Genomic DNA, 21,152 nt, shown 5'->3' with positions numbered 1-21,152 from the left:
GCGTGCGGTGCGTGCGGTGCGTGCGGTGCGTGCGGTGCGTGCGGTGCGTGCGGGCCCGTCAGCCCGGCCGGTGGGTGCGGTTGCCCTCGAGGGTGACGTCGTAGACGGCGGTGTCGAAGACGCCGTAGGAGGCGTAGTCGAGCAGGTCGTACAGCTCGGCCCGGGTCTGCATGCGCTCGACCTCCCCGGCCAGGGTCCCCTCGCGCGCCAGGGCGTCCAGGGCGCGGTCGGCGGCGCCCATCGCCAGCCGCAGCAGCGAGACCGGGTGGATCACCACGCGCACGCCGGCGTCGCGCAGCTGGTCGTGGGTGAACAGGTCGCTGCGGCCGAACTCGGTCATGTTCGCCAGCACCGGCACCTCGACGGCGCTCGCGAGCGCCTCGAACTCGCCCAGGTCGGCCAGCGCCTCGGGGAAGACGACGTCGGCGCCGGCGTCGACGAGGGCCCGGGCCCGCTCGAGCGTGGCGTCCAGGCCCTCCAGCGCGCGCACGTCGGTGCGGGCGACGACGACGAGGCCGTCGTCGCGGCGGGCGCCGACGGCGGCGGTGACGCGGCGCACCGCGGTGGGCAGGTCGACGACCTGCTTGCCCTCCAGGTGCCCGCAGCGCTTGGGGTTGACCTGGTCCTCCACGTGCAGGGCCGCGACCCCGGCGTCCTCGAGCACCTGCACGGTGCGGGCGAGGTTGAGCGGCTCGCCGAAGCCGGTGTCGGCGTCGACGAGGACGGGCAGGTCGGTGGTGCGGGCGACCTGCGCGGCGCGCTCGGCGACCTCGGACAGGGTCGTCAGGCCGACGTCGGGCAGGCCGAGCTCGGCGGACATCACGGCCCCGGACAGGTAGACGCCCTCGAACCCCTTGCGCTGCACCAGCCGCGCCGACAGGGGGTTGACGGCGCCGGGGAAGCGCAGCAGGTCGTCCCCGGCCAGCGCGGCGCGCAGGGCGGCGCGCTTGGCGGCGGGGGTGGTGGTGGCGTGCAGCATCAGAACAGCCCTCCGGGCAGCGGGACGGAGGCCAGCAGCTCGTCGGGGGCGACGACGCCGAGGGCGCGCACGCCGGCGGCGTCGAGCTCGGGCAGGTGCTGGGCCAGGTCGGCGAAGCGCTCGACCTCGGCGTCGGGCAGGACGCCGGCGGCCAGGACGCGCAGCTTGTCCAGGTACTGCGGGCGGGCGAAGGGGCGCGCGCCGCGCGGGTGGGCGTCGGCGACGGCGATCTCGTCGGCGACGGTGCTGCCGTCGGCCAGGACGGCCTCCAGGCGGGCGCCGAACGCGCGGCGGTCCGGGTCGGGGTCGTGGTACCGCTCGGTCCAGACGGGGTCCTCGACGGTGGTGATCTTCCGCCAGAGGGCGACGGTGTCGGGGCGGGCGGCGCGCTCGGGGGCGTAGGAGTCCTCGTGGTGCCAGCGGCCGTCCTGCAGGGCGACCGCGACGATGTACGGCACGGAGTGGTCGAGCGTCTCGCGGCTGGCCGACGGGTCGTACTTCTGCGGGTCGCCGGAGCCGGAGCCGATGACGGTGTGGGTGTGGTGGCTGGTGCGCAGCACGATCGAGCGCACGCGGTCGGGGTCGGCCAGCTCGGGGTGCTCGCGGTGCAGGCGGCGGGCGAGGTCGATGAGCGCCTGCGCCTGGTACTCCGCGGAGTGCTCCTTGGTGTACGTGTCGAGGATCGCCCGCTTGGGCTCCCCCGGCTCCGGCAGCGGCACCTCGTAGACGGCCTCGGGGCCGTCGAGCAGCCACGCGACCACCCCGTCCTCGCCCTCCCAGACCGGCGCTGGCGACGTCTGCCCCCTCATCGCGCGGTCGACGGCCTCCACGGCGGCCTTGCCGGCGAAGGCGGGCGCGTACGCCTTCCACGTGGAGATGGCTCCCTTGCGGGACTGGCGGGTGGCGGTGGTGGTGTGCAGCGCCTGCCCGATCGCCTGGTAGGTCGTCGCCACGTCGAGGCCCAGCATGGTGCCCAGGCCCGCGGCGACGGCCGGGCCGAGGTGGGCGACGTGGTCGATCTTGTGCCGGTGCAGGCAGATCGCGCGCACGAGGTCGACCTGCACCTCGTAGGCGGTGACGGTCCCGCGCAGCAGGGCGGCGCCGTCCAGGCCGAGGTGCTGGGCGACGGCCACCAGCGGCGGGATCGTGTCGCCGGGGTGGGAGTAGTCGGCGGCCAGGAAGGTGTCGTGGAAGTCCAGCTCGCGCACGGCGACGCCGCCCGCCCAGGCCGCCCACTCCGGGGAGGCGGTCTCGCGGGTGCCGGCGACCAGCGCGCCGGTGCCGCCGCGCGAGGGCGGGTGCGCCAGCGCCTGCGCGCGGGCGGCGACGACGGGCGCGCGCAGCAGGGAGGCGGCCGTGACGGCGGCGTCGTCGATGACCCGGTTGACGACCATCTCGGCCACGTCGTCGTCGACGGCCACGGGGTCGGCGGCCACGACGGCCAGCCGGTGCGCGAGCTCGTCCTCGCGGCGCAGACCGGCGTCGCTGCGGTGCACGCGGACGGTGCATGTCCTCACGCGGGGACCTCCTGCGGTCGGCCGAGGGGCTCGGGGGGCGGGGCGGGCTCGACGGGCGGGGCGTGCGGGGCGGGCGGGGCGCCCGCCTCCTGCCGCGCGACGGCCTCGACGAAGCGGGCGCGGCTGCGGTGCAGGTGCACGCCGACGGCGTGCACGGCCAGGACGGCGTCGCCGGCGGCGACGGCCTCGGCGACCAGCTGGTGCTCGGCGGCGGCCCGGCGCAGCCGCGCGGGGTCGTGCCGGGCCAGGCGGCGCACGCGCGCCAGGTGGGTGCGCACCGCGGTCAGGGCCTGGACCAGGTGCGGGTTGTCGACGGCCTCGTCGAGGGCGGCGTCGAACTCCTCGGTCAGGGCGTAGTAGCGGTCGAGGGCGTCCTCACCCGGCTCCTCCAGCAGCCGCGGCGCGCGGGCGAACTCCTCCGCCAGGCGGGTGAAGACGGCCGGGTCGCGCCGGAGCGCGGCCAGGCGCACGGCCTGCTCCTCCAGCGCCGAGCGCACCTCGTACAGCTGCTCGACGCTGCGCGCGGACAGGGCGCTGACGACGAGGCCGCGCCCGGCCAGCGGGCTGGCCAGCCCGTCGCCCAGCAGCCGGGCGAAGGCCTCGCGCACGGGGGTGCGGGAGACGCCGAGGCGCTTGCTCTGCTCGACCTCCGCCAGGACGTCGCCGGGGGCCAGGACGCCGTCGAGGACGTCGCGGCGCAGGCGCCGGTAGACCCGCTCGCTGGCGCGCACCCCGACCTCCTCGTCGTCCCCGGCAGCCGTTGCCGACGGCGACTGTATGCACAGAGCCCCCGCGAGCGCCAGGGTCGCGGCCCGCGGGGCGGTTGTGCATGCACAGCCGCGCCGGGCGCCCCGCGGCGCACGAGCGCGCCGCGGCGTGGCAGCATCCCGCCGGTGAGCAGCCGCGACCTCGACTCCGCCGCCCGCACCGACCCGGCGCTGGCCGACCCGGAGCTGCGGGCCGCCTTCGAGGAGTGCCGGCGCCTGCACGCCGAGCACGGCAAGACGTACTACCTGGCCACGCTGCTGCTGCCGCCGGCCAAGCGGCCCTACGTGTGGGCGCTGTACGGCTTCGCCCGCTACGCCGACGAGTTCGTCGACTCCCTCACCGACCCGGACCCCGACGCGCTCGTGGCCTGGGGCGACGCCTTCCTGCAGGGGCTCGCCGGCACCGGCCCCACCGACCCGGTGGGCCGGGCGATGGCCGCCACGATGCGCCGCTGGGACATCCCCGTCGAGCACGTGGAGGCGTTCCTGGCCTCGATGCGCCGCGACATCACCGACACCGGCTACGCCACCTACGAGGACCTGCGCGGGTACATGTACGGCTCGGCGGCCGTCATCGGCCTGCAGATGCTGCCCGTGCTGGAGCCCGTCGCCCCCGGCGCCGAGGAGCCCGCCCGCGCGCTCGGCGAGGCGTTCCAGATGTCCAACTTCGTGCGCGACGTCGGCGAGGACCTCGAGCGCGGGCGCGTCTACCTGCCGGCCGAGGACCTGGAGGCCTTCGGCGTCACCCGCGAGGACCTGCTCGCCGGCCGCCGCGCGCGCTCCACCCCGCGGGCCGTGCGCGAGCTGCTGGCGTTCGAGGTGGAGCGCACCCGCGCCGTGTACGCGCGGGCCGAGCCGGGCATCGCGATGGTCCACCCGACCAGCCGCGACTGCCTGCGCACGGCCTTCGAGCTGTACGGGGGCATCCTCGGCGCCGTCGAGCGCGCCGGGTACGACGTGCTGTGGCGGCGCGTGTCGGTGCCGCTGCCCCGGCGGCTGGCCGTGGCGCTGCCCGCGCTGGGCCGGGCGCAGCTGGCCCGCCGGCGCGAGGCGCGCTGGCGGCAGCTGCCGGCCTGACCCGGCGGCGGGTCCGGCCGGGAGCGGCTCGGCGGGACGTCAGAAGGACAGGGCCTGCGCCCGGCGGCGCACCTCGGTCTTGCGGTTGGCCGCCAGGGCGGCCACCGGCGTGCCGGGCAGGGTGTCGTCGGGCGTGAACAGCCAGCGGACGGCCTCGGCGTCGGAGTAGCCGGAGTCCAGCAGCACCGACAGGGTGCCGCGCAGGTGCTGCAGCGGGCCCTCCGGCGTGACGAACGCCGCCGGCACCGACACCACGTGCCGCTCGCCGCGGCGGACCGCGACGAGCTCGCGCTCCTGCAGCAGCCGGCGCACGGTGCGCAGCTCCACACCCATCCGCTCCGCCACGTCGGGGACGGTCAGCCACTCGTCCACCACGTCGTCCAGGTCGTCGCCCTCGTCGCGGGCGACCTCCGCCCTCACCGGTCCAGCCACCCCCTCAGCCTGCCACCCGCGTCCGGCGCGCGCGCACGCGGCGGCCCGCACCGGGTGCGGGCGGCGACGCGCCCGGCGGTCGCGGCGGGTGCTGACCGGGTCCCGGGGCACCGGTCGGGTAGGTTCGCGCTCGACCGGCGATCACCGCCGGGGCCCGCCCGATCGCCCGCACCCCCGACGACCGCGGAGGACACCCGCCCCATGGCCGAGCACAGCGACCCGTCCGAGGACCGTCCCGAGGAGCGGGCGCCGCAGCCCGGCGAGGGCCGCCGCGGCGAGCAGGGCGCCGCCGAGCGCCGGCGCGGGCGGTGGCTGGCCGCCGCCCTGGTGGGCGCCGCCGCCCCCGGCGCCGTCGCCGGCACCGCCTCGGCCGCGGCCCCCGCCGCGGCCCCGGCGCAGGTGAGCGCCCAGGTCGCCGCGCAGGCCCCCGCCGCCGCGCCCGCGGGCGGGACCGTCGTCACGGTGCGCCGCGGGGACACCGTCGGGCACATCGCCGCCCGCACGGGCTCCACCGTCCGCGCGATCGTGGAGGCCAACGGCCTCGACGCCCGCGCCCGGGTGCGCGAGGGCCAGGAGCTGCGGGTACCCGCGCCCGGCGCCTCCGCGGACGCCGGCGCGAGCGCCGCCCCCGCGGAGATCACCGTGCGCGCCGGTGACACCCTCGGCGCCCTCGCCGCCACCCACGGCACCACCGTCGGCGCCCTGCGCGAGGCCAACGGCCTGGACGCGCGCGGCTTCATCCGCGAGGGCCAGGTCCTGCGGCTGGCCGGCGCGCCGGCCGCGGCGCCCCCCGCCGACCAGGCGGGCGAGTCCGCGGGCGGGCGCTACACCGTCCGCGCGGGCGACACCCTCGGCGCGATCGCCGCCGCCCACGGCACCAGCGTCGCCGCGCTCGTGCGGGCCAACGACCTGACCGCCGACGGCTTCATCCGCGAGGGCCAGGTCCTCGACCTGGGGCCCGGCGCGCAGGCGCCCGCCCCCTCCCCCAGCTCCTCGGCCGGCTCGAGCGCCGCCCCGGCGGACGGCACCACCCGCGCCGGCACCATCGCCGGCGCCGTGGCGCAGAACCAGGCCCGGCTGGCCTCGGCGGACCTGCCCGGGCGCGAGGAGATGCGCGAGATCGTGCGCTCCACCGCGGTGCGGCTGGGTGTCGACCCCGCCCTGGCGCTGGCGATCTCGTACCAGGAGTCCGGCTTCAACATGCGCGTGGTCTCGCACGCCAACGCCATCGGCGCCATGCAGGTCATCCCCAGCTCCGGCGAGTGGGCCTCGAACCTGCTCGGCGAGAACCTGGACCTGTTCGACCCGCACGACAACGCCAAGGCCGGGGTCGTCATCCTGCGCACCCTCACCGCGCGCAACGACCTGGACGTCGCGATCGCCTCCTACTACCAGGGCGAGGCGGGCGTGCGCTCGCGCGGCATGTACGACGACACCCGCCGCTACGTGGCCAACGTGCGCACCCTGATGTCGAGGTTCGGCTGAGCGTCCCGGCGCGGGGAGCCGGGGGCGGCCGCCGGCCGACCTAGACTCGCTGCCCGTGGACGCCACCCTCTCCGACCCGCTCGTCGGGCGCGTGCTCGACGGGCGGTACCGCGTGCTCGGGCGGATCGGGCGCGGCGGCATGGGCGTCGTCTACCGCGCGCTGGACACCCGCCTGGACCGCGAGGTGGCGCTGAAGGTGCTGCGCGCCGACCTCGCGCACGACCCGGAGGCGCGCCAGCGGTTCGTGCGCGAGGCCAAGTCGGCCGCGCGGCTGGCGCACCCGGGCATCGTCAGCGTGCTGGACCAGGGCAGCGACGAGGAGACCGCCTACCTCGTCATGGAGCTGGTGCCGGGCCGCACGCTGCGCGACGTGGTCCGCGAGCACGGCCTGCTCACCCCCGGCGAGGCCCTCGCCGTGGCCTCCGACGTGCTCGACGCCCTGTCGGAGGCGCACCGCAAGGGCGTCCTGCACCGGGACGTGAAGCCGGCCAACGTCCTCGTCGGCGACGACGGCCGGGTCAAGGTCGCCGACTTCGGGCTGGCCCGCTCGGCGGCCGCGACCGCGCAGTCCACCGCGGGCGACGGCGCCGAGCTGGTCGGCACGGCGGAGTACCTGGCCCCCGAGCGGGTGGCCCGCGGGGTGGCCGACGCCCGCAGCGACGTCTACGGCGTGGGCGTCCTGCTCTTCGAGATGCTCACCGGGCAGCCGCCGTTCACCGGGGACACCCCCGTGCGGCTGGCCTACCGGCACGTCTACGACGACCCGCCGGCGCCGTCGACGCTGGTGCCGGGCCTGCCCGCCGTCCTGGACCGGGCCGTGCTGAAGGCCCTGGCCAAGGACCCCGACGAGCGCTACGGCGACGCGGCCGCCTTCCGCGACGAGCTGCGCGCGGCCCGCGCCGCGCTGACCCCGGCCGAGCTGTCGGCCCGCCCCGCCCGCCCGGCGCCCGGCGGGGCCGGCGACACCGTGCGCATCGACCTGGCGGCGCTGGAGCGCGACGGGGAGGCGGGCCCGCCCGCGGGCGCCGGCGCGCTCAGCGCCCTCGTCGCACCGGGCGGCGCGGAGGACGGGGCGCCCGGCGCCGCGGCGGGGGGCACCTCGGGGCCGCGCGCCCGCGCCGCCGACGTCGGCTGGGGCCCGCAGGGCGGCCGTCGCCGGCGCAGCGTCGTGCTCATGGTCGCCACCCTCGTCGTGCTGGCGCTGGCCGCCGGGCTGTCGTGGTTCTTCCTCGCCGGTCCCGGCGCGTGGACGACGACGCCCGACGTCACCGGCCGCGACCCCGACCGCGCGGAAGCCGTCCTGACCGCCGCGGGCCTGGGCGTGGAGCGCGAGGAGGCGCACAGCGACACCGTGCCCGCCGGCGTCGTCGCCGCCACCGACCCCGCGGCCGGGGAGCGGGTGCGCCGCGACGGCGCGGTGACCCTCGTGGTCAGCCTGGGCGTCGAGCAGCACCCCGTGCCCGACGTCGTCGGCGACCCCGAGGCCGACGCCGCGCGCGCCCTGACCGACGGCGGCCTGGCCGTCGGCGAGGTGCGCCGCGAGTTCAGCGAGGACGTGCCCGAGGGCGACGTGATCGCCACCGACCCGGCGGCCGGGACGGTGCTGGACCACGACACGCCCGTGGCGCTGGTCGTCTCGCGGGGCCGGCAGCCGATCGACGTGCCCGACGTCACCGGCGACGCCCTGGCCGAGGCCCGCGCCGCCCTGGAGGACGCCGGGCTCGTGGTCGGCGGAACCCGGGAGGAGACCAGCGAGAGCGTCCCGGCGGGCGCCGTCGTCTCCCAGGACCCCGGCGACGGGACCCTCTTCCGCGGCGACGCGGTCGACCTCGTCGTCTCCACCGGCCCCCCGCTGGTCGAGGTCCCCGCCGTGCAGGGTCGGCAGGTGGCCGACGCGCGCGCCGCGCTGGAGGAGCTGGGCTTCCGGGTGCGGGTGGAGAACGTGCTGGGCGGCATCTTCGGCACGGTGCGCTCCTCCGACCCGGGCGCGGGCGAGGCCGTGCCGCGCGGCTCGACCGTCACGCTCACCGTCGTCTGAGCGCCCGCGACCCCCGGACGCGACGAGGCCCCCACCGCCACGGGCGGTGGGGGCCTCGTCGCGCCGGACCGGTCAGCGGCGGCTGAGCATCTCCGCCGCCAGGAACGCCAGCTCCAGCGACTGCTGGTGGTTCAGCCGCGGGTCGCACAGCGACTCGTAGCGGGTGGCCAGGGCCGCGTCGTCGATGTCCATCGCGCCGCCCAGGCACTCGGTGACGTCGTCGCCGGTCAGCTCCACGTGCAGGCCGCCGGGGACGGTGCCCAGCGCCTCGTGGACCTCGAAGAAGCCGCGGACCTCGTCCACGACGTCGTCGAAGCGGCGGGTCTTGTAGCCGCTCGTGGAGGTGATGGTGTTGCCGTGCATCGGGTCGCACACCCACACCGGGGTGTGGCCGGCGGCGCGCACGCCCTCCACCAGGCCCGGCAGCGCGTCGCGCACCACCGAGGCGCCCATCCGCGTGATGAAGGTCAGCCGGCCCGGCTCGCGGAACGGGTCGATGCGCTCGACGAGCGCCAGAGCGTCCTCGACGGAGGTCTTCGGACCCAGCTTGACGCCGATGGGGTTGCGCACGCGCGCGGCGAAGTCGACGTGGGCGCCGTCGAGCTGCCGGGTGCGCTCGCCGATCCAGACCATGTGCGCCGAGACGTCGTACGGGCCCCCCTGGCGCACGTCCTCGACCGGCTCGGTGCCCGACAGCGGCGGCTCCTCGTCCAGCGTGCGGGTCAGCGGCTTCTCGTAGTCGAGCAGCAGCGCCTCGTGGCTGGAGTAGAACTGCACGGTCTTCAGGGCGTCGAAGTCCGCCCCGCAGGCGATCATGAACTTCATCGCCTTGTCGATGTCGCGGGCCAGCACCTCGTAGCGGGCGTTGGCGGCCGTCGACGCGAAGCCGCGGTTCCACTCGTGGACCTTGCGCAGGTCGGCGTACCCGCCGGTGGTGAAGGCGCGGATGAGGTTCAGCGTCGCCGAGGCCGTGTGGTAGGCGCGCAGCAGGCGGCGCGGGTCCGGCGTGCGGCCCTCGGGGGTGAACGCGAAGTCGTTGACGGCGTCCCCGCGGTAGGCGGGCAGGGTCACGCCGTCGCGGGTCTCGCTGTCGCTGCTGCGCGGCTTGGAGAACTGACCCGCCATCCGGCCGACCTTGATGACCGGCAGGCTCGCGCCGTAGGTGAGGACGGCGGACATCTGCAGCATCGTGCGCACGCGGCGGCGGATGCCGTCCGCCGTGGCGCCGGCGAAGGTCTCGGCGCAGTCCCCGCCCTGCAGCAGGAACGCCTCGCCGCGGGCGGCGGCGGCGAGCTGGTGGCGCAGCTGGTCGGCCTCGCCGGCGAAGACGAGCGGGGGGTAGGAGGCGAGCTCGGCCTGGACCTCGGCGAGCGCGGCGGCGTCGGGCCACTGCGGCTGCTGGGCGGCGGGCAGGTCGGGCCACGACGTCGGACCGGGGGTGGTCCCGCTCGTGGCCGACGCGCCGGGGACGGTGCTCGTCACGGTGCTCACGCGCGCCAGTGTCCCACTGCCGCGCCGGTGCCGTGGCCGCTGCGCGGGCCGGTCGCCGGCCCGCGCGCGCACGCCGCCCGACCGGCCGCCGGGCGGCGACGCCCCGCGACCGGCCGTCACCAGGCGTGAGCGGCGCGGTCGCCCGGGATCACCACACCACGTCGGACGTCTCCGCCCACCGCGCCTCGGGCACCGTGCGCAGCACCCCCGTCGCGTCGGCCAGCGGCACCTGCACGACCTCCGTGCCGCGCAGCGCCGCCATCGTGCCGACGTCGCCGCGGGCCAGCGCCGCCACCGCCGACAGCCCCATCCGGGTGGCCAGCACCCGGTCCGCCGCGCTCGGCGTGCCGCCGCGCAGCAGGTGCCCCAGGACGGTCAGCCGCGTCGACAGGCCCGGCACGCGCGCCTTCAGCTCCCGCTCGACCTGCTCACCGGCGCCACCGAGCTGCACGTGCCCGAAGGCGTCGCGCGGCAGGTCGCGCACGGCGTCCTCCCCCAGCACCCGGGCGCCCTCGCTGACCACGACGAGCGGGGCGTCGCCGCGGGACAGCGCCGCCGCGACCGTGGCCGCGGCCGCGTCCAGGTCCACCGGCACCTCCGGCAGCAGGGTCACGTGGGCGCCGGCGGCGATGCCGGTGTGCAGGGCGATCCACCCGGCGTGCCGGCCCATGACCTCCACGACCATCGCCCGGTGGTGCGAGGCGCCCGTCGTGACGAGCCGGTCGCACGCCTCCACGGCCGTCTGCACGGCCGTCTCGAACCCGAACGTGGCGTCGGTGGCCGACAGGTCGTTGTCGATCGTCTTGGGCGCGCCCACCACGGGCACCCCGGCCTCGTGCAGCGCCGTCGCCACGCCGAGGGTGTCCTCCCCGCCCACCGCGAGCAGGCCCTCCACCCCCAGCGCGTCCAGCGAGGCCCGCACGCGCGCCACGCCCTCGGCCACCCCGTCCGCGAGCGGGTTGGTGCGGCTGGAGCCCAGCACGGTGCCGCCCACCGCCAGCAGCGGCCGCACGCTCGCCTCGTCCAGCGGGACGGCGTCGCGCTCCAGGACGCCGCGCCAGCCGTCGCGGAAACCGGTGAAGGTCATCCCGTAGCGCTGGGTGCCCGCCAGGACGGCCGCCCGCAGGACGGCGTTCAGGCCGGGGCAGTCACCCCCGCCGGTGAGGATGCCGACGCGCACGACGCCTCCCGTCCCGCCGGCCACGACGCCGGCGCCCCGGCCGCCGGCACCCCGGCGGGGCACCTCGACGGGCCGGACGGCGATCACTCTGCCACCGGCGGCGCGGGCGGGTCAGCCGTTCGAGGGCGTGTCCCCCGGCCACCGCCGGCCGTCCGGCTCCCCGGGCGCGTCCGGGCCGGCCGCGTCGCCGGGGGCCCCCGGCGGCGGGCCGGTCGGTGCGGCCCGGCCTCCGGGACCGCCCGCCGACGGCAGCGGCGGCACCTCGCGGCCGGCGTCCTCGGCGACGGCGCGCACCCGGGCAGCCCGGACCGCGTACTCGTCGACGTACTCCTGGCGCGAGAGCCGCTGCACCGCGGCCATGACCTCGTCGGCGACGGCCCGCACGACGAGCTTGTCGTCGGCGCGGCCGGCGTAGCGGGAGAAGTCCAGGGGCTCGCCGATGACGACGCCCACCCGCCGCACCGACGGCAGGACCTTGCCGCGGGCCATGACGTGCTCGGTGCCGATCATCGCCACCGGCACCACCGGCGCCCCCGAGCGCAGCGCGATGCGCGCGACCCCCGTGCGCCCCCGGTACAGCCGCCCGTCGGGCGAGCGGGTGCCCTCGGGGTAGATGCCGAACAGCTCGCCGCGGCGCAGCACCGCCACCGCGCCCTCGATGGCCGCCTGGGAGGCGCGGCCGCCGGAGCGGTCCACGGGCAGCTGCCCGACGCTGCGGAAGAACCCCGCGGCCAGGCGCCCCAGCGGCCCGCGGACGGTGAACATCTCCGCCTTGGCGATGAAGGTGACCCGCCAGCGCAGCACGACCGGCAGGAAGACCGGGTCGGTCACCGACAGGTGGTTGCTCGCCAGGATCGCCGCGCCGGAGGCCGGTACGTTCTCCAGGCCGCGCACCCAGGGGCGGAAGACGGCCCGCACCACCGGCTCGGCCAGCAGGAGCTTGATCAGCCAGTAGAGCACGAGCGGTCCGGACCTCCCTGTCGCGAGCCCGCCGCCCCGCCGTGCGCGGCGCGGGCGCACCGGTCGGCGGGCGTGGCCAGGACTGTAGGGCACAGCGCGCTCCCCCACCGGCCCCGACGCCTCGACCGGTCGGCGTCGGCGTGCCACGATGAGGCGTGCCCACCAACCGCGACGACGGGTCCGGGCCCCTCGACGTCGACGCCGCCTTCGCGGAGATCGTCGCCCACTGGGGGGACGAGGACGCGGGCCACGGCGCCCGCGCCGACGCCGCCCCCGACGCCGACCCGGCCGCGGGTCCGGCCGCCGCCCGCGCGGCCGGCGGTGAGGGCGCCCCGGCGCGGCCCGGCACCCCCGCGGAGGAGGGCGACCAGCCCCGGGCCGCGGGCGGCGAGGTCCCGGGCGCGCTGCGCGACTCCGCTCCCGGCGCCCCGGACGCGGGCGCGCGCGAGACGGCCGCCGAGCGCGGTGCCCGCACCGTGCGCCCCGCCCGGCCCCTGCCCCCCGCCCCGCGCGAGGACGTCCCCGGCGCCGCGGTGCCCGGCCGGGCGCCGGGCGGTGCCGCCGAGGAGCCGCGCGGCCGGCGCGAGCGCGACCGCGAGCCCCTGGAGCTCGGCGACGGGCTCAGCGACCGCTTCGTGCCCGCCGAACCGGCACCGCTCCCGCGTGACCTGGTGGGCTGGGCCGCCTGGGCCGCCGTCGTCGGCGCCCCCCTGTTCCTGCTCGTCGTGGCCCTGACCTCCCGGGGCGTGCCCGCGCTCGTGACGGTGCTGACGGCGCTCGTGTTCGTCGGCGGGTTCGCCACCCTCGTCGTGCGGCTGCCGCGCTCGCGCGACGACGACGAGGACGACGGCGCCGTCGTCTGACCCGCCGCCGACCCGCCGCCGACCCGCCGCCCGGTCCCTCAGGCGCCGGGCACGAGCAGGTCGGCCACCACCGCCAGGTGGTCGGTCGCGGCCGCGGCGACCGCGGTCGGCACGTCCGCGGTGCCCGCCGTCGCCACGCCCAGCCGCCGGTCGGCCAGCACGACGTCCAGGCGCGAGCGCGGGGCGCGGGCCGGGAACGTCGCGGCGGTCGCGCCCGCCACCTGCGCGGCGTCGGCCAGGACCGTGGCCAGGCGGGTGCGCACGGGGCCGTCCGGGCCCTCGTTGAGGTCCCCGGCCAGCACCGCCGGCACCCGCGGCCGCTCACCGCCGCGGGCCAGGAGGACGTCCGCCTGCGCCTCGCGCTCGGCGGCGTCGAGCCCCAGGTGCACGCTGGTCACCCGCACCGGCAGGCTCCACCCGGCGCCCAGCGGCACCCGCACGACGACCTCGGCGGCCCCCCGCGCCCGCACGGGGCGGCGGTGGCGCCAGCGCGGCGTCGGCAGGCGCAGGACGTCCGCGGCGCGCACGTCGACCCGCGCCGCGGTGAGCACCGCCGTCCCCGCGCCGGGGCGCCCGGCGGCGGTGACCCACAGCCCGGCCGCGGCGGCCAGGTCGCCCAGGCGGTGCGCGGCCAGCGGGTGGACGGGGGCCTCCTGCACGCACACGACGTCGGCGGCGGCGGCCTCCAGGACGCGGCGCAGCGCGCGCCCGTCGTCCAGGAGCTCGCGCACGTTGACGGTGGCCACCCGCAGGCGCGCCACCGGCCGCCCGGCGCTCACCCCCAGCCGCGCGAGAGGTCCGCGGCGCCCACCAGCCCGGCCGACGGGCCGAGCGCGGCGCGGGCGATCGTCAGCTCGGGCCGGAAGCCGCGGCCGGTCAGGGTGCGCCGGTACGCCTCGCGGGCGGGCGCCAGCAGCAGCTCGTCGGCGTCGGAGACCCCGCCGCCCACGACGACGGTGCCCGGGTCCAGCGCCGCCGCCAGGTTGGCGATGCCGATGCCGAGCCAGCGGCCGACCTCCTCGAACAGCTCCACGGCGGCCGCGTCCCCCTCGCGGGCGGCGCGCGTCACGAGCGGCCCGGTGATCGCCTCGGGGTCGCCGCCGGCGAGCTCGAGCAGGTGGTGCGCCACGGGCGAGCCGGCCCGGGCCAGCTCGCGGGCCTCGCGGACCAGGGCGTTGCCGGAGGCGTACTGCTCCCAGCAGCCGCGGTTGCCGCACTCGCAGCGGTGCCCGCCGGGCACGACGACCATGTGGCCGAACTCCCCGGCGATCCCGTAGCGGCCGCGCTGCACGCGCCCGGAGGTGACGATGCCGCCGCCGATGCCGGTGCCCATCGTCACGCACAGCAGGCGGCTCTCCCCGCGGCCGGCGCCGAAGCGGTACTCGGCCCACGCCGCGGCGTTGGCGTCGTTCTCCACGACGGTGCGCCGGCCCACCCGGCGGCCCAGGCGGGCGCGCACGCGGCGCTCGACGGCCTCGCGCAGCGGCTCGTGCCGCCACGCCAGGTGCGGGGCGAACAGGACGGTGGAGCGCTCGGCGTCGACGAACCCGGCGGCGCCGATGCCCACGGAGACGATCTCGTGCCGGGCGGCGAGCTCCTCGACGACCTCGGCGATGGTGTCCTCGACGGCCTGCGGGCTGCGGGTGGGCGTGTCGCGGCGCACGCGGGCCACGACCCGCCCGTCGCCGTCGACGACACCGGCCAGGACCTTGGTGCCGCCGATGTCGACGCCCACGGCCGGGCCGTCGCCGATGAGGGCGCGGCGGGTCTGCTGGCGCAGCTGCTGCTGCAGCGCGGTCCGGCGCGGGTCCGGCGGGCGCCGGCGCCGCGGCGGGCGGGGGGTGCGGGCGGCCACGACGCCCTCAGCCGGCGCGGGCCAGGTCGGCCGCGCCGACGATGCCGGCGGCGTTGCCGCGCAGGGCGGCGCGCAGCGCGGGCGGGCGGCGGTGGGTGCGCCCGGGCAGGTTCTCGGCGAGGCTGGCGCGGGCGGGGGCCAGCAGCAGCTCCCCCGCGCTGGACACGCCGCCGCCGATGACGACGACCTCCGGGTCCAGGACGGCCGTGAAGGTGGCCACGGCCTCGCCCACCCAGCGGCCCAGGTCGGCCAGCAGGCGCGCGCAGCCGGGGTCGCCCGCGGCGGCCAGCTCGGTGATCGTGCGGCCCTCGACGGCCTCCGGGTCCCCGCCCGCGGCGGCCAGCAGGGCGGCGCCGGACTCGTCGCCGGAGCGCAGCAGGTCCTTGGCGTCGCGCACGAGGGCGCTGCCGGAGACGTACTGCTCCCAGCAGCCGCGGTTGCCGCAGCCGCAGCGGCGGCCGTCGGGCACGGCGCGGGCGTGGCCGATCTCGGCGGCGGCGCCGTTGGCGCCGCGCTGCAGCAGGCCGCCGGCGACGATGCCGCCGCCCAGGCCGGTGCCGAGGGTCAGCATCAGGAGGTCCTGGACGAGCTCGCCGTCCGCGCCGCGGCCGCCGCCGAAGCGGTACTCGCCCCAGGCGGCCGCGTTGGCGTCGTTCTCCACGACGACGGGCCGCCCGATGCGGCGCTCGACGTGCTCGCGCAGGGGCTCGTCGCGCCAGGCGAGGTTCGGGGCGAAGACCACGCTGGAGCGCGCGGCGTCGACGAAACCGGCCGCGGCCACCCCGACGGGGCCGAACTCGTGGGTGGTGGCCAGCTCGGCGACGGCGTCGGCGACGGCGTCGGCGATGGCGGCCGGGTGCGAGGCGGGCGTCTCGCGGCGGGTGGAGACCAGCACCTCGCCGCGGTGGTCGACGACCCCCGCGGCGATCTTCGTGCCGCCGATGTCGACGCCGACCGCGTTGCGCGTGCCGCCGGCGGCGCTCACGCGCGGACCCCGGGGGTCGTGCGCCGGACGTGGACCTCCGCGTGGATCTGCGGCATGCGCGTCCAGGACCCCCTGCCCGTCTCGGGCCGCGCGGGCGCGCGGTCTCGACGGGCGAGGGTACTAGTCACCGGTGCGGCGCCGGTCGGGCGCCGGTCGGCCACCGCGTCAGCGGGCGAGCAGGCCCAGCAGCGTCATGAGCAGCACCAGCACCGCGGTCAGCGCGAGGCCGCCGCCCGCGGCCACCCCCACCGCGGCGCGCCGCGACAGGCCCGGCAGCGCCGGGCCCTGCGCCCCGGCGAGCGCGGCGAGCATGCGCTCGACCTCCTCGGGGTCCGGCCCGGTGAGGTCGACCGGGCCGGGGGCGCCGGCGGGGCCCACCGGTGCGTGGGCCTCCGCAGCCCCCTCCGCGGCCTCCCCCGCCCCGGCGGCGGGGCCCTCCTGCACCGGCGCGTCCAGCGGCGCCAGGCACAGCGAGCACCAGTCCTGCTCCGCGCGCACGCGGGCGGCGCAGTGCGGGCAGCGCTCGGGACGCTCGGGGCGCTCGGGGCGCTCGGGCGCAGCGGGGTCACCGGGCGCGTCGGCGACCGGCGCGGGTCCGGGCGGCGCGGTCACGGGCCGCGGCACGGGCGGGCCCACCTCCACGTCCCCGAAGGCCGCGCTCGTGCGCGTGGCGCCCGCGCGGCGGCGGGCGGCGGCCGCGGGGTCGCCGAACGGCTCGTCGTCCAGGCCGGCGAAGGTGTCGAGGATCGACGGCCCGGCGGGCGGCTCGGCGCGGCGGGCGGGACGGGCGCCGGTGTCGGGGCTCATGCGGGGCACCTCCTCACGACCTCCTCGGCCGGCGCGGCCCGCACCTTGAGCCCACCGGGTGGCGCGCGGGCACCGGCCGCCGCGGCGGGCGGGGCGGCCGGTAGGGTCCGGCGGAACCGCGGCCGCGGGTCGTCCGTTGGCCGTGCACCACCCGCCCAGGACGACCCCGGGACGACGGCGCCCCGGGGGCTCGCGAGGAGGACACCGTGCGGACCGTCAGCGAGCCGGCGCTCGTCGAACCCACCACCACCGGCAACCTCACCGACTGCGTGGTGACGACCGCGGCGGAGGTCCCGCAGCACGTCACCGCCAGCGTCAAGCAGCCCGACGGCACGTGGCGCGACGTCACCGCCGCGGAGTTCCTGGCCCGCGTGCAGCGCATCGCCAAGGGGCTGCTGGCCGCGGGCGTCCAGCCGGGCGACCGCGTGGGGATCATGTCGCGCACCCGCTACGAGTGGACGCTGACCGACGTGGCGGTGTGGTTCGCCGGGGCCGTCGGCGTGCCGGTCTACGAGACGTCCTCGCCCTCGCAGGTGGAGTGGATCCTGTCCGACTCCGCCGCCGTGGCGTGCGTGGTGGAGTCGGTCGAGAACGCCGGCCGGGTCGCCGCGGTCCGCGACCGGCTGCCCGCCCTGCGGGACGTGTGGACCATCGACTCCGGCGGGCTGGACGAGCTGGAGGTCGCCGGCCGCGACGTGCCCGACGCCGACCTGGAGCGCGCGCGCACCACCGCCGGGCCGGGCGACACCGCCACGATCATCTACACCTCCGGCACCACGGGGCGCCCCAAGGGCTGCGTGCTGACCCACGCCAACCTGCTGGACCTGGCGCGCAACGCGCAGGCGGGCGTGCCGGAGGTCCTCGGCAAGCCGGGCGGCGCGACCCTGCTGTTCATCCCGCTGGCGCACGTCTTCGCCCGCTTCATCGAGGTGCTGTGCCTGGTCGCGCGGCTGCGGATGGGCCACACCGCCGACGCCAAGGACCTGCTCAGCGACCTGTCCGGGTTCCGGCCCTCGTTCATCCTGGCCGTGCCGCGGGTCTTCCAGAAGGTCTACAACGGCGCCGAGCAGAAGGCCGCCGCGGCGGGGAAGGCCAAGGCCGCGATCTTCGCGCGCGCCGCCGCGACCGCCATCGCGTACTCGCAGTCGCTGGACTCCGGCGGCCCGTCGCTGCCGCTGCGGGCCCGGCACGCGCTGTTCGACCGCCTCGTGTACGCCAAGCTGCGGGCGCTGCTGGGCGGCGACGTCACCCACGCCGTCTCGGGCGGCGCGCCGATGGGCGAGCGGCTGGCGCACTTCTTCCGCGGCGTGGGCCTGGTGGTGCTGGAGGGCTACGGGCTCACCGAGACGTCCGCGCCGCTGACCGTGACGCGCCCCGAGCGGCTGCGGATCGGGACCGTCGGCCCGCCGCTGCCCGGCTCGGAGTTCGCCGTCGCCGACGACGGGGAGATCCTCGCCCGGGGCATCGGGGTCTTCCGCGAGTACCTGGGGCGCCCGGAGGAGACCGCCGCGGCGTTCACCGAGGACGGCTGGTTCCGCACCGGGGACATCGGGGAGGTCGTCGACGGCGCCTACCTGAGGATCACCGGGCGCAAGAAGGAGATCATCGTCACCGCGAACGGCAAGAACGTCGTGCCGTCGCAGGCGGAGGACCGGCTGCGCGCGCACCCGCTGATCTCCCAGGCCGTCGTCGTGGGCGACCAGCGCCACTTCGTGGCCTGCCTGATCACCCTCGACGAGGAGGCCCTGCCCTCCTGGGGCGCCAACCACGGCCTGCCCGGCCTGGACCTGGCCACCGCGCGCGAGCACGAGACGGTGCGCGCGGAGCTGCAGCGGGCCGTCGACGCCGCCAACGAGCACGTCAGCCGGGCCGAGTCGATCCGCAAGTGGTGCGTCCTGGAGGGCGACTTCACGCCGGAGAACGGCTACCTGACGCCCTCGCTGAAGGTGAAGCGGGACGTGGTCCTGCGCGACCACGAGGCCGAGGTCGAGGCCCTGTACGCCACGTGAGGGGTCCCTCGCCGTCCGCGCCCCCGCCGTCCGCCCCGTCCCGGGGCGGGCGCGCGGGGGCGTCCGCGTCCACCGCGCTGCTGCTGCTCGTGGTGGTGCTGACGGCGCTGGCCACCTACAGCGTCGTGCGCTACCGGTGGTGGCTCGTCGCCGGCTACCTGGTGGCGGCGGCCGCGCTCGCGCTCGTGCTGGCGCGCGACCGGCCCGGCGCGGACCCACCGGGCGCGGACCGGCCGGGCGCGCGGGAGGTGGTGCCGGCCGCCGCGGTCGCCGGTGCGCTCACCCTGGCGGCCCTCGCGCACGCCCTGGTGCCGGTGTTCAGCTACGTCGAGCCGCCGCTGCTGCGCGCCGTGCGCGCCGGGCTGGCGGTCGCGACCGCGGTCGCGGCCGCGCTGCTCCTGGCAGCCGCGAGGGGCGGGCCCCGCGCCGGGGCGCTGACCCGGGCCGCGCTGCTCGTCGCCCTCGCGGGCGCCGGCGCCGCCGGGGCGGCGGTCGTGGTCGGCGACCCGGCACCCCGCATCGACGTGTGGGTGATCCTGCAGCAGGCCGCCGACGCGGTGGGCCGCGGCGAGTCGGTGTACACGCAGACGTGGACGGGCTCGCCGGGCATCACCGACGCCTTCGCCTACCTGCCGTTCACGGCGGTGCTGACCGCGCCCGGCCGGTGGCTGGCCGGCGACGTGCGCTGGGCGCTGCTGCTGCTCGTCGGGGTGAGCGCCCTGGCGGTGGCCGCGCTGGGGCGCTGGCGGGTGCCGGCCGTCGGCGCGGCCGCGCTGCTGCTGCTGGCCCCGGGCGCGACGACGCTCGTGGAGCAGGCGTGGACCGAGCCGACCGTCCTCGTCGGCGTCGCGCTGTGGGCGCTGCTGGTGGCGCGCGGGCGGGCGTGGTGGGCCGTGCTGCCGCTGGCGGTGGCGCTGGCCGCCAAGCAGCACACCGTCCTGCTCCTGCCGCTGCTGGCCGTGCACCCGGCCTTCGGCGCGCGCCGCACGATCGCGGCGGTGGGCACCGCCGGGCTGCTCGTGCTGCCGTGGTTCGTCACCGCCCCGGCGGCGTTCTGGCGCGACACGGTGGAGACGATGGTCGGCCTGCCGCCGCTGACGTTCGCCAACACCGCCTACACGCTGGTGCTCAACGAGACGGGGCTGAGCCTGCCGCTGCCGCTCGTGGCGGCCGCGGTGCTCGGCGCGCTGACCGCGGCCGTGGTGGTGCTGCGCCGCCGCCCGGTCGACCTTGGCGGCCTGCTCGGCTGGTGCGCGCTCGTGCTGCTGGTCGCCAACCTCGTCAACAAGCAGGCCTTCTACAACCAGTTCTGGCTGGTCGCGGCGGTGCTGCTGCTGGCCGTGGCGGCGCGCGCCGGGGCGGCGCCCGCTGCGCGCGCCGGACGTGGCCCCGGCGACGGGCGGGTGGCGGACGTCAGGCCCGCCCGGGGTGCCCGCCGCTGACCTCACCGGGAGCGCCCGCACCGCCGGGAGCACCCGGGTCCGCGGGGCCGTCCCCCGGGTCGCGGCCGGCGAGCAGGTCCCGCAGCCGGCGGGCCTGCACGTCCCACCCCCACTCCCGGGCCACCCACGCGCGGCCGGCGGCGCCCGCGGCGCGCGCCGCGGCCGGGTCCGCCAGCCGGGCCACCACGGCGTCGGCGACGGCGCGCACGTCCCGGCCGTCGACGACGGTGCCCGCGGCGGGGACCAGCACCGCGTCCGGCGCGCCGCCGGAGTCGCCGGCCACGACGGGCAGCCCGCACGCGGCGGCCTCCAGGTAGCAGATGCCCAGCGCCTCCGGCTCCAGCCCGGCCAGGCGGGTGCGGGTGGGCATGCAGAAGACGTCGCCGGCGTCGTAGTGGGCGGGCGTCTCCTCCCACGGCACCCGTCCGGCGAGCACGACGTCGCCGCGCAGCCCCAGCTCCTCGACGAGGGCCTCGACCCGGCGCCGGTGCGGCCCGTCGCCCACGATCAGCAGGGCGGCGCCCGGGACGGCGGCGCGCACCCGCGGCCAGGCGCGCACGAGGACGTCCTGCCCCTTGCGAGCCACGACGCGCGAGACGCACACGACGACGGGGCGCCCGGTCAGCCCGTGGCGGGCCCGCACCGCGTCGCCCCCGCAGCCGGGGCGGAAGACGTCCACGTCGACCCCCGGGGTCAGGCGCCGCGCGCGGGCCCGCGCGGCGGGGCTCAGCGGGCGCTCGATCCGCGAGCGCGTCCACGCCCCGAGGTAGGTGACGGTGTCGACGGACTCCCCGATGCGGTGCAGCGCCGCGCGCGAGCCGGGCAGCGAGGACCACCACACCTCGTGGCCGTGGGTGGTGGCGACCTGGTGGCGGACCCCGGCCGCGCGCAGGGCGGGGGCCATCAGCGCCAGCGGGGCCGCGGCGCCGTACCAGACCCGGTCGGCGCCGTGCCGGCGCGCCGTGCGCACCACCCGCCGCACGACGCCCGGGGTGGGCACCAGCAGCGGCGAGGGGTCGCGCACCACGGTGACGCCCGCGGCGGCCAGGGCCGCGTCGACGGCGGCGGCGCCGCGCTGGGCGGCCGTGTGCACGACCACCGGCCCTCCCCCGGACCCCCCGCCGGCGTGCTCCTCCTCGGCGGCGAGGGCGGCCAGGCGGCGGGAGAGGGCGTGCACGAAGGACTCGATGCCGCCCGTGCGCGGGGGGAAGTCGTTGGTGACGACGAGGGTGCTCACGGGGCGGGGCTCCTGGGCTCGGGGCGGG

At 78.6% G+C, this 21,152-nt stretch carries 18 protein-coding genes; 6 read left to right on the top strand and 12 right to left on the bottom strand.

Going from position 1 to position 21,152, the window contains the following annotated elements:
* Nucleotides 1-58: 58 nt before the first annotated feature.
* From prpB to AB8M62_RS05650, 3 genes are read right to left on the bottom strand one after another with little or no spacing between them, the layout of a single operon-like run.
* Entirely contained in the window at nucleotides 59-979 is a 921-nt protein-coding gene (gene prpB / locus AB8M62_RS05660; RefSeq protein ID WP_369068903.1) for a methylisocitrate lyase, read from the bottom strand.
* Nucleotides 979-2,496 carry an MmgE/PrpD family protein gene (locus tag AB8M62_RS05655; protein ID WP_369068902.1) on the bottom strand — a complete coding sequence of 506 codons (1,518 nt, stop codon included), beginning with the start codon at nucleotides 2,494-2,496 and terminating at the stop codon, nucleotides 979-981. Before AB8M62_RS05655 ends, prpB begins: the two co-directional genes overlap by 1 nt.
* Nucleotides 2,493-3,227 carry a GntR family transcriptional regulator gene (locus AB8M62_RS05650; protein ID WP_369053582.1) on the bottom strand — a complete coding sequence of 245 codons (735 nt, stop codon included), beginning with the start codon at nucleotides 3,225-3,227 and terminating at the stop codon, nucleotides 2,493-2,495. The genes AB8M62_RS05655 and AB8M62_RS05650 overlap by 4 nt, the downstream gene beginning before the upstream one ends.
* A gap of 162 nt (nucleotides 3,228-3,389) precedes the next feature.
* Between AB8M62_RS05650 and AB8M62_RS05645 the strand changes: the two genes are divergently transcribed.
* Nucleotides 3,390-4,340, top strand: coding sequence for a phytoene/squalene synthase family protein (locus AB8M62_RS05645; RefSeq protein ID WP_369053583.1), 951 nt, complete (start codon nucleotides 3,390-3,392; stop codon nucleotides 4,338-4,340).
* 39 nt (nucleotides 4,341-4,379) lie between these two features.
* On the opposite strand, the gene AB8M62_RS05640 is transcribed toward AB8M62_RS05645, so the two are convergent.
* Nucleotides 4,380-4,772 carry an Rv2175c family DNA-binding protein gene (locus AB8M62_RS05640; protein WP_369053584.1) on the bottom strand — a complete coding sequence of 131 codons (393 nt, stop codon included), beginning with the start codon at nucleotides 4,770-4,772 and terminating at the stop codon, nucleotides 4,380-4,382.
* A gap of 201 nt (nucleotides 4,773-4,973) precedes the next feature.
* Here AB8M62_RS05640 and AB8M62_RS05635 point away from each other — a divergent pair, with 201 nt between their 5' ends.
* Nucleotides 4,974-6,257, top strand: a complete 1,284-nt coding sequence (locus tag AB8M62_RS05635; RefSeq protein ID WP_369068901.1) for a LysM peptidoglycan-binding domain-containing protein — start codon at nucleotides 4,974-4,976, stop codon at nucleotides 6,255-6,257.
* Between the two features lie 55 nt (nucleotides 6,258-6,312).
* A complete protein-coding gene (pknB, locus tag AB8M62_RS05630) occupies nucleotides 6,313-8,295 on the top strand; it encodes a Stk1 family PASTA domain-containing Ser/Thr kinase (protein WP_369053588.1) in 1,983 nt (660 codons plus the stop codon).
* Between the two features lie 72 nt (nucleotides 8,296-8,367).
* Here the strand turns inward: pknB and AB8M62_RS05625 are convergent, their stop codons facing one another.
* The 3 genes from AB8M62_RS05625 to AB8M62_RS05615 form a co-directional block, all read right to left on the bottom strand.
* On the bottom strand, nucleotides 8,368-9,777 hold the full coding sequence (locus AB8M62_RS05625) for a class II 3-deoxy-7-phosphoheptulonate synthase (protein WP_369053656.1): 1,410 nt from the start codon (nucleotides 9,775-9,777) through the stop codon (nucleotides 8,368-8,370).
* A 157-nt stretch (nucleotides 9,778-9,934) separates the two neighbouring features.
* On the bottom strand, nucleotides 9,935-10,966 hold the full coding sequence (locus AB8M62_RS05620) for a 6-phosphofructokinase (protein ID WP_369053658.1): 1,032 nt from the start codon (nucleotides 10,964-10,966) through the stop codon (nucleotides 9,935-9,937).
* 111 nt (nucleotides 10,967-11,077) lie between these two features.
* Nucleotides 11,078-11,926 carry a lysophospholipid acyltransferase family protein gene (locus tag AB8M62_RS05615; protein WP_369068900.1) on the bottom strand — a complete coding sequence of 283 codons (849 nt, stop codon included), beginning with the start codon at nucleotides 11,924-11,926 and terminating at the stop codon, nucleotides 11,078-11,080.
* Nucleotides 11,927-12,081: 155 nt separating this feature from the next.
* Between AB8M62_RS05615 and AB8M62_RS05610 the strand changes: the two genes are divergently transcribed.
* Nucleotides 12,082-12,789, top strand: coding sequence for a hypothetical protein (locus AB8M62_RS05610; RefSeq protein ID WP_369053592.1), 708 nt, complete (start codon nucleotides 12,082-12,084; stop codon nucleotides 12,787-12,789).
* A 38-nt stretch (nucleotides 12,790-12,827) separates the two neighbouring features.
* Here AB8M62_RS05610 and AB8M62_RS05605 read toward each other — a convergent pair whose 3' ends face one another.
* The 4 genes from AB8M62_RS05605 to AB8M62_RS05590 all read right to left on the bottom strand — a co-directional run bounded on the left by AB8M62_RS05605 (nucleotide 12,828) and on the right by AB8M62_RS05590 (nucleotide 16,436).
* Nucleotides 12,828-13,568 carry an endonuclease/exonuclease/phosphatase family protein gene (locus AB8M62_RS05605; protein WP_369053594.1) on the bottom strand — a complete coding sequence of 247 codons (741 nt, stop codon included), beginning with the start codon at nucleotides 13,566-13,568 and terminating at the stop codon, nucleotides 12,828-12,830.
* Nucleotides 13,565-14,644 carry an ROK family glucokinase gene (locus tag AB8M62_RS05600; RefSeq protein WP_369053595.1) on the bottom strand — a complete coding sequence of 360 codons (1,080 nt, stop codon included), beginning with the start codon at nucleotides 14,642-14,644 and terminating at the stop codon, nucleotides 13,565-13,567. Before AB8M62_RS05600 ends, AB8M62_RS05605 begins: the two co-directional genes overlap by 4 nt.
* A gap of 7 nt (nucleotides 14,645-14,651) precedes the next feature.
* The gene (locus tag AB8M62_RS05595; protein ID WP_369053597.1) at nucleotides 14,652-15,629 is read right to left on the bottom strand and encodes an ROK family glucokinase; all 978 of its coding nucleotides are present in this window, start codon (nucleotides 15,627-15,629) and stop codon (nucleotides 14,652-14,654) included.
* 165 nt (nucleotides 15,630-15,794) lie between these two features.
* The gene (locus AB8M62_RS05590; RefSeq protein ID WP_369053598.1) at nucleotides 15,795-16,436 is read right to left on the bottom strand and encodes a hypothetical protein; all 642 of its coding nucleotides are present in this window, start codon (nucleotides 16,434-16,436) and stop codon (nucleotides 15,795-15,797) included.
* A gap of 206 nt (nucleotides 16,437-16,642) precedes the next feature.
* Between AB8M62_RS05590 and AB8M62_RS05585 the strand changes: the two genes are divergently transcribed.
* Both AB8M62_RS05585 and AB8M62_RS05580 read left to right on the top strand, forming a co-directional pair.
* Nucleotides 16,643-18,445: an AMP-dependent synthetase/ligase gene (locus AB8M62_RS05585; RefSeq protein WP_369053600.1), complete on the top strand. Its 1,803-nt coding sequence runs from the start codon at nucleotides 16,643-16,645 to the stop codon at nucleotides 18,443-18,445.
* Nucleotides 18,442-19,887, top strand: a complete 1,446-nt coding sequence (locus AB8M62_RS05580) for a hypothetical protein (protein WP_369053602.1) — start codon at nucleotides 18,442-18,444, stop codon at nucleotides 19,885-19,887. The genes AB8M62_RS05585 and AB8M62_RS05580 overlap by 4 nt, the downstream gene beginning before the upstream one ends.
* Here the strand turns inward: AB8M62_RS05580 and AB8M62_RS05575 are convergent.
* Nucleotides 19,859-21,124 carry a glycosyltransferase family 4 protein gene (locus tag AB8M62_RS05575; RefSeq protein WP_369053604.1) on the bottom strand — a complete coding sequence of 422 codons (1,266 nt, stop codon included), beginning with the start codon at nucleotides 21,122-21,124 and terminating at the stop codon, nucleotides 19,859-19,861. The two genes, AB8M62_RS05580 and AB8M62_RS05575, sit on opposite strands and share 29 nt — an antisense overlap.
* Nucleotides 21,125-21,152 lie beyond the last annotated feature (28 nt).

Source organism: Kineococcus terrestris, from assembly GCF_041020755.1.
GTDB lineage: Bacteria > Actinomycetota > Actinomycetes > Actinomycetales > Kineococcaceae > Kineococcus > Kineococcus terrestris.
The sequence above is the reverse complement of the archived record's forward strand: the minus strand, read 5'-3'. Positions and strand labels throughout refer to the sequence as shown.